Here is a 10,252-nt window from a genome sequence, read left to right as displayed (position 1 = left end):
TCTTGCTCATCTTCATCTGGGTCTTCAGCTCTTTGAACTGCTCCTCGCTCTCTATCGGCCATACCGGCGGTTCCTGAAGGCCGAGGAGGAGGTGGTGGTGAAGCGCTACCGGCTTGAGCTTTTCGCCGTCGTGGGTGAGTGGGTGGTACTTCAACTTCTGAGCGACTTCAATCGCTATTACGTGGGCCTTCCTCTGGTCGAGGCCGGCGTGGGCTATCGTAACGCCCTGGTAGAAGATATCGGCCACCTGCATGGCTGGATAGATCAGCTTGGCGAAGTCTATCGCCTCCCCCATCTGACGGCCCATTATCGTTATCGACCTCATGATCCTGCTCAGGGTCACGTTCTTTGATATGTCTATGACCGTCTGCCAGTAATCGCCCTTCTCAAGTATCTCGCTGGCCAAGACGAACTCCACCTTATCCGGATCGCCGCCCATGACCCTTATGCTCTGCTTCATGCCCTCCTTGAAGTAGGTCAGTGCAACCTTCTGGATCGTCTCAAGGTCGCCGCCGAGCTTGTCGTTGATCCAGCTGTGCCAGTCGGCCAGGAAGATCCTCGTTTTAACCCCTGCCCTCTGGAGGTCCGCTATTTTAGCCCCGGCCATCAAGCCGGTTCCGAGGTGAATGTAACCGCTTATCTCGAAGCCGATGTAGTGCTGCAAAGGGGCGCCGACCTCGATCAGATGCCTCAGATTTTCCTCGGTTAGAAGTTCCTCCGTTGGCTTCCTCTTGATTAGCTCAATCCTCTCCTCAACGTCCACCTCTACCACCCACTTAGGAAACGTCTTTCCCCTTAAGGGCTTTGCGGAGCGTTAAACCTTTAAGCCCCACGCAGGATAAGGGTTTGAACGCAGAGGGGGGCTTGCCATGAAGGTGCTGTTTCTAAGCGCGAACCAGTTTGAGGATGTGGAGCTGATATACCCCCTTCACAGACTCAAGGAGGAGGGCCACGAGCTTTACGTGGCGAGCTTTGAGAGGGGGGCGATAACGGGGAAGCACGGCTATTCGGTTGGGGTTGACATGAGCTTTGAGGAGGCCGACCCGGATGAGTTCGACGCCCTCGTCCTCCCGGGGGGAAGGGCACCGGAGAGGGTCAGGCTGAACGAGAAGGCCGTCTCGATAGCCAAGAGGATGTTCGAGGAGGGGAAACCGGTGGCCAGCATCTGCCACGGGCCGCAGGTGCTCATCTCCGCAGGAGTCCTCGGGGGAAGGAAGGGGACGAGCTACATCGGCATAAGGGACGACCTCATCAACGCCGGTGTCACTTGGGTTGATGAGCCAGTTGTAGTTGACGGCAACTGGGTCAGTTCAAGGCACCCCGGAGACCTCTACGCGTGGATGCGGGAGTTCGTGAGGCTCCTCCGCTGAGCTCCCTCCTGTTTTAAAATTCTTAAATCTTGAAAAAAATTCCTATATCATGGAACTTCTGCACACACTATTAGAAAATTCCCAAGATTATTTCAGATAGCTTGTTTATTTTGCAATAATTTGCCGATTAATTTGGAAAATCTTTAAATAGGATGGGGGCGAAGTTTAGAGTGGGTGAGGGCATGAAGGTGTGGGAAGGAGTACGGCTCTACGAGAACACCGTGTGCAGGTCGCCGGAGGATCTCTTTCTGATGATCCAGGAGGCCCTCAGGATAGGAAGCGGAGCACTGCTGAGGGTGTTCTCAAAGGATAGGGGAAGCTACTACGTCCACGCCCTGTTCGACGACGAAAAGCTGCTCCTCATTGAGGTGATCTTCATGAGAACCGGCGGCAGGATCCGGGGCGAGGGGGCACTGAGGCCCTTCCTCGGCATGATGGAGCGGCCGTTCATCGCGGACGTTTACTCACTCGGTGACGGGGAGATCAAGGACATGATCCTGACGAACCTCGACCTCTACGACGTTACGCCGCACGTCTTCCTCTTCGAGCTCTTCACACCAAAGCTCTGGCGCTCGCCCATTCCCCCTGCGATCGTGGAATCAGAGAACTTGCGCTCGCTCGAATAAGCGCTAAAATCAGCCCCCAAAGCGTTCCCGCTGGAACCTGTAGACGTCAACCCTGACCCTCTCGATTCTCTTCCTGTGGAACGGGAACTGGGCGGGGATCTCAAAGGGCAGCTCAACCCTGTGAGTTACCCTGAAGCCGCTCTCAGCTGCGAACTTTTCCACGAACTCCCGCACACCTTCCTTTGCCAAGTGGATCGAGTAGACGACGTCCGCGATTTCAAAGGCCTTCATCAGAAAGGGCCTGTCGGCGTGGGGTCTCTGGCTCCCGAAGGGCGGGTTCATAACTACTGTGTCCACCCTCAGCCCAAACTCTGATACGTCCCCTTCAAAGAACTCCATTCTCTCCCTGACCCCTGCCCTCTCGGCGTTTTCCTCGGCCCTCCTCAAGGCTTCCCTATCTTTTTCCACGGCGTAGACCTTTCTCGCTCCGAGAACGGCCGCCCCGATGCCGAGAACACCCGTCCCGGCCCCTAAGTCCGCCACGAGCTTTCCCCCTATGTCCCCGTGTGAAGCGGCCAGCCAGAGCAGCTCCGCCGCAACGTTCCCGGGCGTTCTGTACTGCTCCAGTTCAGCTTTTGGCTCCTTAAAGCCCTCCAGCCTTGAGAGCAACATCGCGAGCTGCCGCTTTCTCACCCTCCCACCCCCGGCTTCAAGGAGGGCAGAACCAGTTCATGAAGGAAAACCACGGGCAAAGCTATCGGATCTTTCTGAGGAAGGTTATGTAGCCCGTGTGGGCGAGCATCGTCGTCTTCGGCCTCATGCACTCTTTCTTAACCTCCTGCTCCCTCACGAGGACTTCGACTACCTTGGGTCTGTAGAAGTGCCCCCTGTACTCCCGGAAGGCCTGGAAGAAGCGGTGGACCTGGTTGGTGCATGGTGTGTAGGCGACGAAATAGCCACCCGGCCTCAGAGCTTCAACGGCATGGGGGAGGACGTTCTCGGGCTGGGGCAGGTCGAGGACTATGTGATCAGCTTCCTCGTCTATGCCCTCGTAGATGTCCTTCAGCTTTATCGTGACCCTGTCCGAGAAGCCGGCGAGCTCGACGTTTCTCCTTGCTATCTCCGCATGGTCTTCCCTGACCTCGTAGCTTATCACCCTCCCCGTTGGGCCAACGGCGTTCGCGAGGAAGAGGGTAAGCGCACCGCTCCCGGCACCGGCCTCGATGACTGTCTGCCCGGGGGATATGCCCGCGTAGGCGATTATCACCCCGGCGTCCTTTGGGTGCACTATCTGCGGCCCCCTCCTCATCTTCGCTATTATGTCGTTTATGTCGGGCCTCAGAACTGTGAACTCCTCCCCCTTATGGGAGACCACCCTGTCCCCGGGCTCCCTGCTGAGCAGCTCCCCGAGGTTTATTATACCTAAATCCGTGTGGAACTCCCTCTCCTCAACGGTCACAAGGTACCTCTTTCCCCTCCTGTCCAGCAGGAGCGCCCTCTCCCCTCTCCTCACTTCCCCGTCCTCCTTTCAGTATCCGCATCTCCTCGCCTGAAAACTCGGCTATATGGGAGGCTATGTCCTCGAGTATCCCGAGCTCAGCCGCAGATAGAACCTTCCTGTTGACCGGGACGATTGTTATCCAGTCCTCAACGGGTATGGCGCTCGTTACCTGAATTATGTTCTGCAGTCCCTGGGGGCCGGCGAAGTAAACGTACTCAGCCAGGCCGAGTATGAGGAGGTGCCTGGGCTTCTGGGGGAGGTTGACGGCTTTCCTTATCATCCAGTAGTAAGCCCTCATAAAGTTCTCCGGATCCGTGTAGACCTTCTCCTCGCCTATCTTCTGCCCGTAGCTGGGGTGCCCGGGCCCGACCTTGAACACGTAGACCTTTTTCTTCGCCTCTATGAGGAACTGGTACTCCTTCCCGGGGGCCTTTCTAAGGTAGTTTCTGAAGAGAACGTCCCCGATTCCGTACCAGTCAACGACGAGGAGGCTGCTCTCGTCCACTATCTGGGGTACTATGTCCCTCCAAAGGAAGAGCTCCACCGGTGCCGTTGGATCGTACTCGATAAGGGCCCTGTCCCCGGGTTCGAGAATTCCCAACAGGCGGCACGCCCCGTATTTTAGCATAGTCCCACCGTTAGGATTTTTAAACGCCGAAGTTTAAAAAGTTTGGGTGAACTCAATGGGACGGTTCGCAGTGTGGGTCAGCGAACTTGACTCACGGCTTTCGAGGAAGTACGGGAGGCTCGTTCCAAGGAACGTGGCGGTCAAGAAGCCCTCCGCGAGGGAGGTTGAGGATGCAGCACTTTCCCTCGGTTTCAGGGTCGTGGAGCTGGAAGCATCGAGGCTCAACCCGAGGTTAGCCGGTCTCGACGAGGACTACCGGGTCAGGGGCTACCTCGTGATAGAGGCACCCCACGGGAAAACCAAGGCGCTGAAAATGATAGCTGAGAAAATCAGGGAACTAAGGAAGCGTACGGAAGGCAGGAAGTCGAAGTCCAAGAAACGCCGCCGCTGAGTCACTCTTCCTCCATTTCCACGACTATGGCTGTTGTGGTGTCAATAACGCCGTCTATGTTGTGGATGTCGTGGAGGATCTTCCTCGTGAGCTCTCCGAGGTCGTTTGCCTCTATGTAAACAATCGCATCGTAGGGTCCGGTAACGGCGTCTGCCCTTATGACCCCCGGTATCTTTTTGAGCTCCTCTATAACGCTTTCCACCTTCCCGATCTCAATAGTCAGTAAAACATAGGACTTAACCATGCCGACCACCTTCAAGGTTTTTACGGTTTACCTTAGTCCCTCTTTTAATTTAAGCTTTTCGCAACTTCGAAGCGTCTTTCACATGTCCGGGCCGCCGCTGGTTCCCAGGCGGTTGTCGCCTTTTGGCCGTTCTCTTAATGAGACCCATTGCCCCGGTCATCGAAAGGTTTATTATGCTCACTGTACACATTAGTAGTGCTGAACTCTCAGAGGTGATACGCCATGGGGCTTAAAAAAGCATGGCTGGCCCTTTTGATTGTTTTCCTGGTGGGCTTTTCAGTGGCTGCCACGGGCTGCTTAGGTGGCGGCGGAAAGACAACGAGCTCCAGCTCTCCGACGAGCTCTTCCTCAAGCAGCACAAGCTCTTCATCGACATCAACGACTTCTTCAACGAGCTCCTCAACTATGCCGGCTTCGGAGGCCGTTCAGTACATATCCTCCCACCTGGCCAATGCCACGGTTATAAACACCGAGAAGTATGTTGTGGTCGTGGGTGCCGAGGGAAGCGGCGCAAAGGTCTCGAACCTTCCGAAGAAGCCCGTCATCGTTGTATCCTACAAGGTGAACTCAGCTAAAACGCCGAGCATCAAGAAGCTCATGGAGGAGCAGCAGGGCTTCGGTCAGATCAACCCGGCCTTCCTCCGCGACCCCAGGATGGACGCCCTCATCCAGCTTGCGAGGAAGATAACGGACCCGAACATAAGGGGCGCCCTCTACAACGCCCTCTACTCCCTCGCCAACAAGGAGGTTCCAGAGATAATCCTCGGTGACAACAAGGCGGTTCGCGTTTACTGGAGCTGGGTGCACAACTGGTACTACAACCCGGTTCTGGCTCCGCGCTGGGACCTCGTCATGGAGGACAAGAACGCCCCGAGCGTCTCGATAGGGATAGGCGACTACAAGAACGAGCCGGGGACGATAGTCGAGGCAACCTTCGGCTGGCCGAGCTCCTTCGACCCTGCCTTTGACTACGAGACCTTCGGATGGGCAATCTACCACAACGTCGGCGACACTCTCGTAACTTACTGGGAGAACGAAACCAAGAAGGTCTCACCCGACCTCGCGGTTGCCTGGGCCCACAACAAGAACGGAACCGTCTGGTACTTCGTCATAAGGGGCGGTGTCAAGGCCTACGACCCGAAGACCGGCGACCTCTACCCGATAAACGCCACCGACGTCGAGTTCGAGTTCTGGCGCGTCCTCAGGGCGGGCTACTCGGTCAACTGGATGCTCGCGACCTACACCGACCTCAACAAGAGCTACGCCATGAGCGACCAGGAGTTCGCAAAGGAGCTCCAGTCTGGCGGCATCATAGCGGACTTCAACGGCAAGACCAAGGAGGTCACGAACCTCAACGACCTTCTCAGCTTCTTCGGCTACTCCGGACCGACGGCTGGGGTTTACAAGCTCGTCCTGCCCCACCCGTACGGTGGAATACTGAGCGTCCTCGCCGACCCGTACCTCATGGTCATCCCGGCCAAGTACATGCTCGGAGATAAGTATGAGGAAGCCATGAAGGCCTCTGACTGGGGCAAGAAGCCCTGGGTGTGGACCAAGTACGTCCAGCCCGGTTCAAAGGACCCGATACACACGATGCTCCAGAAGAACATGATCGGTGTCTTCACCGGACCGTTCTACATAAAGGAGGGCCAGCAGAACAGCTACCTCGTCCTCGAGAGGAACCCGCACTACTGGGATTCCGGAATATGGAGCCAGCTTGAGTCAAAGAACCCGAACTACGTAACCACCAAGCGCGTCATCTACGTCCTCTCCAAGGATCCAAACACGAGGATCAGCCTCTTCCAGAAGGGCGTTGGCGACATAGCCGCGGTTCCCGTCGACAGGCTCGACGCCGTCAAGAACCTCAAGCTCGGCAACTTCCAGTCCACCATAGACTCCTTCATCACCCCTGACATGCTCTTCATAGTCCTCAACGCCGCCAAGGAGCCCTTCAACAACGAGCTCGTGAGGGAGGCCCTCGCCTGGGCGACCCCCTACAACCAGATATACCAGTCCGTTTACAGGGGCTACATGGTCCCGAACTACGGCCCGATCCCGATTGGATGGCTCGGCTACACCGAGTACAACGTGATCAAGTACAAGTACAACCTCGCTAAGGCCCTCCAGCTCATCCAGAAGTCTGGAATAGACCCCAAGAAGTACTCGATAACGATCTACTACAACAGCGGCAACACCCAGCGTGAGAAGATAGCGGAGCTCCTCCAGAACACCTGGGGACAGCTCGGCTTCACGATATCGGTGACACCGCTCTCCTGGCCGACCCTGCTCGGCAAGACGGCCAGCGGCGACTTCGACGTCTACATCGTCGGATGGGCACCGGACTTCCTCGATCCGGACGACTACGCAGGCCCGTTCCTCCAGAGCGCGGTTGTCTTTGACAGCCTCAACTACAAGATTATAAGCAACGGCTGAGGCAGGCTTTCTTTTCTTCCCTCTTTCTAAAAATCCACGGAGGGAAAAGGCGTGGCAGGGATTGGAAAGTTCCTCGTGAGAAGGGGTTTAACGTTCATACCGACGTTGATAGGTGTAACTCTCATTGTGTTCATTATTGCCTACGTCATACCGGCTAACCCCGTAAGGGCGTGGGCCGGTGGTGAGAAGGCCTCCCAGGCCGCGGTTGAGATGATAAAGAAGGAGTACCACCTCGACCAGCCGTGGTATGACCAGTACGTCTTTCTCGTTAAGGGCCTCTTCACCAACAGCCTGCTCGACCCCTTGAATCAGGAGCCCGTTTTCAGCAACATCGGAAACCGCTTCATCGTGACGTTTCAACTGGCGCTATTCGCCTTCTTTTTCGTGGTTCTAATGGGCCTGCCTTTGGGCATAATCTCGGCCCTCAAAAGGAACTCGGCGACGGACATGACGCTCAGGGTGGTGGCCCTCATCTTCATCTCGACCCCCATCTACGTCATAGCCTACCTCTTCATCTGGCTCTTCTTCCTGCACTGGAGCCTGACGACGCTCGCCGGAATACCCCCTGGGCCGCCGCACAAGATCACGCACATCCCCGTGATAGACGACATGCTGACCCTCAACTGGGGCAACTTCGTCCAGCAGGTGCGGCGCTTCTGGCTGCCCGGCTTCACGCTCGGAATAGCGGCCGCGGGCGTGCTCATGAGGTTCACGAGGAACTCCTTCCTTGAGGCGTACAGCAGGGACAGCACGCTCTTCCTTAAGGCCAAGGGGGTTCCGAGGAGGAGGCTCTACCGCCACGTCCTAAAGAACGCTCTGGTTCCAGTCATCACGATACTCGCCCTCCAGTTCGGGGGCCTCTTAGCAGGAACGCCGATAACCGAGACGATATTCAACCTCCCGGGGATAGGCCTCTACGGCCTCCAGGCGATCATGTACCTCGACTTCCCGGCGCTCGTCGGCGTCACTTTCCTCTACGCGATAGTCTTCGTTACCGCGAACCTGATAGCGGATATCCTCTACGCGGTAATCGACCCGAGGGTGAGGTTCTGAGGTGAGGACAATGCCTGATAAGAGAACAGCGGAGTACGAGGAGAGAGAAGAGTACGAGATGAGCGTTCTCGACCGCCTCAGCGACCGCCTCATAGACTGGCTGGCCGCTTTCATAACCCTCTTCCGGAAGGACTGGCGGAGGAGGAACCAGTCGAAGATAAAGGAATGGAAGCTCATGGCATACGCCATAAACCGCTCGCCACCCACCCTCTTGGGGGTCGTCATAGTCATAGTTTACATCTTCTTCGGGATCTTTGGCCCCTACCTCGTCTCCTGGTCCTACGACTTCTTCCCGATACTCTACAACACGTCTACCCAGCTGGCGCATCCTGGAACGACGTACTTCCTCAACGTGACGACGATAGAGAACGGCCACATCGTTCAGTACACAACCCACATCCACTTTCTCCTGGGCTCTGATGTCTCGGGCAGGGACATAGTGAGCGTCCTCTTGGCCGGGGCCAGAACCGCGCTCGTCCTCGACATCTTCATCATCCTCATAGGCCCGACCATAGGCATAATCCTCGGTCTCATATCGGGCTACTACGGCGGAGCAGTGGACGAGACGATAATGCGCATAACCGACATGTTCTTAGCCTTTCCGGCGCTCATCTTAGCCATAGCGCTTTCCGCGGTTCTCCCGGGGAGGATACAGGAGTTCCTAAACAGCCACTCGTGGGCTCAGACGCTCACTCTGAAGCTCTTCGCTCTGCACGCGAGGGACGTCAACAACCTCGGGAAGCTCCTTGCGGTCTTCGTTGCGCTCGTCGTGGTCTGGTGGCCGGGCTACGCGAGGGTGGCCAGGGGCTCAACGCTGACCGAGAAGGAGAACCTCTACGTTGAGGCCGCGAGGGCCGTTGGGCTGCCGACGAGGACGATACTCTTCAGGCACATCCTCCCGAACATAATCGGCCCGATACTGGTCATGATAACCATGGACTTCGGCGGAGTTATCCTGACCGAAGCAGGTCTAAGCTTCCTCGGTCTCGGTGCGGTGCCCCCGATACCGGACTGGGGTAATCTGATCAACCAGGGCTCCCAGTACTTCCCCCAGGCCTGGTGGCTCGTCGCCTTCCCGGGGATAGTGATCGTCACCGTCGTTCTCGGCTGGAACCTTCTTGGAGACGGCCTCAGGGACGTCCTCGACCCGAGGACGAGGAGGAGCCTTGAGTTCAAGCTCAAGAAGAAGGCCGGGGGAGGTGAGGAGAATGCCTGAGCCGGTCGTGGAGATCAGAAACCTCAGCGTTTACTTCTACACCTACGCCGGCGTCGTCAAGGCCATCGAGAACGTCTCCTTCGACATATACCGCGGTGAGACGCTGGCCCTCGTCGGGGAGACTGGCTGTGGGAAGAGCGTTACCTCCAGGGCGCTGACGCAGCTCATAGAGAGCCCCGGGAGGATAGTCAGCGGGCAGGTCATCTACCACAGGGACGACGGCTCAACGGTTGACCTGCTCAATCTGAACGAGGAGGAGATAAGGGAGATAAGGGGAAACGAGATAGCCTACATCTTCCAGGACCCGCACTCGTCCTTAGATCCCCTCTACACCGTCGGCTACCAGATAGGCGAGGCCATGGAAGTCCACGGTAAGGTGAAGAACATAAAGGAGGGCATAGCGAGGGCCGTTAACATCCTCAGGGAAGTCCTCATACCAGATCCCGAGAGCCGCGTTAGGAACTATCCCCACGAGCTCAGCGGCGGCATGAAGCAGCGCGTCGTCATTGGAACCGGGATAGCGAACAAGCCGCGCCTCCTAATAGCGGACGAGCCGACCACGGCCTTAGATGTTACCGTTCAGGCCCAGATACTTGAGCTCCTCAACGAGCTGAAGAGGAAGTACAACGCGACGGTTTTGCTCATCACCCACAACCTCGGTGTCGTCGCCGAGACAGCACAGCGCGTCGTCGTTATGTACGCCGGAAAGGTCGTTGAGATAGGGGACATCGACCAGATCTTCCACAACCCCCTCCACCCCTATACTGCCGCACTCCTCAGGGCGGTTCCAAACCCGCTCAAGAGGATAGAGAAGCTTGAGAGCATCCCGGGGACGGTGCCGAACCTGATA

Annotated in this window: 12 protein-coding genes; 7 read left to right on the top strand and 5 right to left on the bottom strand. The window is 56.9% G+C overall.

The window, feature by feature from the left end; genetic code table 11:
- Positions 1–763 (bottom strand): tyrosine--tRNA ligase (locus MVB78_RS10930; RefSeq protein ID WP_297491420.1); only part of this gene is annotated, 763 nt, incomplete at its 3' end.
- A 106-nt stretch (positions 764–869) separates the two neighbouring features.
- On the opposite strand from MVB78_RS10930, the gene pfpI reads away from it, so the two are divergent.
- Positions 870–1,370: a deglycase PfpI gene (pfpI, locus tag MVB78_RS10925; RefSeq protein ID WP_297491412.1), complete on the top strand. Its 501-nt coding sequence runs from the start codon at positions 870–872 to the stop codon at positions 1,368–1,370.
- A 170-nt stretch (positions 1,371–1,540) separates the two neighbouring features.
- Positions 1,541–1,996, top strand: coding sequence for a hypothetical protein (locus MVB78_RS10920; RefSeq protein WP_297491409.1), 456 nt, complete (start codon positions 1,541–1,543; stop codon positions 1,994–1,996).
- Between the two features lie 9 nt (positions 1,997–2,005).
- On the opposite strand, the gene MVB78_RS10915 is transcribed toward MVB78_RS10920, so the two are convergent.
- The 3 genes from MVB78_RS10915 to MVB78_RS10905 all read right to left on the bottom strand — a co-directional run bounded on the left by MVB78_RS10915 (position 2,006) and on the right by MVB78_RS10905 (position 4,065).
- The gene (locus MVB78_RS10915) at positions 2,006–2,629 is read right to left on the bottom strand and encodes an METTL5 family protein (RefSeq protein WP_297491406.1); all 624 of its coding nucleotides are present in this window, start codon (positions 2,627–2,629) and stop codon (positions 2,006–2,008) included.
- Between the two features lie 61 nt (positions 2,630–2,690).
- Positions 2,691–3,449, bottom strand: coding sequence for a tRNA (adenine-N1)-methyltransferase (locus MVB78_RS10910; protein WP_297491403.1), 759 nt, complete (start codon positions 3,447–3,449; stop codon positions 2,691–2,693).
- Complete coding sequence (locus tag MVB78_RS10905; protein WP_297491401.1) at positions 3,385–4,065, bottom strand: DUF257 family protein; 681 nt, start codon at positions 4,063–4,065, stop codon at positions 3,385–3,387. The genes MVB78_RS10910 and MVB78_RS10905 overlap by 65 nt, the downstream gene beginning before the upstream one ends.
- A gap of 55 nt (positions 4,066–4,120) precedes the next feature.
- Between MVB78_RS10905 and MVB78_RS10900 the strand changes: the two genes are divergently transcribed.
- Positions 4,121–4,456, top strand: a complete 336-nt coding sequence (locus tag MVB78_RS10900; RefSeq protein WP_297491418.1) for a signal recognition particle protein Srp19 — start codon at positions 4,121–4,123, stop codon at positions 4,454–4,456.
- A 1-nt stretch (position 4,457) separates the two neighbouring features.
- On the opposite strand, the gene MVB78_RS10895 is transcribed toward MVB78_RS10900, so the two are convergent.
- Entirely contained in the window at positions 4,458–4,700 is a 243-nt protein-coding gene (locus tag MVB78_RS10895) for an Lrp/AsnC ligand binding domain-containing protein (protein ID WP_297491415.1), read from the bottom strand.
- 222 nt (positions 4,701–4,922) lie between these two features.
- Between MVB78_RS10895 and MVB78_RS10890 the strand changes: the two genes are divergently transcribed.
- From MVB78_RS10890 to MVB78_RS10875, 4 genes are all read left to right on the top strand, one after another.
- Positions 4,923–7,133: an ABC transporter substrate-binding protein gene (locus tag MVB78_RS10890; protein WP_297491398.1), complete on the top strand. Its 2,211-nt coding sequence runs from the start codon at positions 4,923–4,925 to the stop codon at positions 7,131–7,133.
- A 51-nt stretch (positions 7,134–7,184) separates the two neighbouring features.
- Positions 7,185–8,186: an ABC transporter permease gene (locus MVB78_RS10885; RefSeq protein WP_297491395.1), complete on the top strand. Its 1,002-nt coding sequence runs from the start codon at positions 7,185–7,187 to the stop codon at positions 8,184–8,186.
- Positions 8,187–8,196: 10 nt separating this feature from the next.
- Complete coding sequence (locus MVB78_RS10880) at positions 8,197–9,402, top strand: ABC transporter permease (RefSeq protein WP_297491392.1); 1,206 nt, start codon at positions 8,197–8,199, stop codon at positions 9,400–9,402.
- Positions 9,395–10,252, top strand: an 858-nt coding sequence (locus MVB78_RS10875; RefSeq protein ID WP_297491389.1) for an ABC transporter ATP-binding protein, incomplete at its 3' end; no start/stop codon positions are given. The genes MVB78_RS10880 and MVB78_RS10875, both read left to right, overlap by 8 nt.

The sequence above is a fragment of the Thermococcus sp. genome, from assembly GCF_026991495.1.
In the GTDB taxonomy this organism is placed as follows: domain Archaea; phylum Methanobacteriota_B; class Thermococci; order Thermococcales; family Thermococcaceae; genus Thermococcus.
The sequence above is the reverse complement of the archived record's forward strand: the minus strand, read 5'-3'. Positions and strand labels throughout refer to the sequence as shown.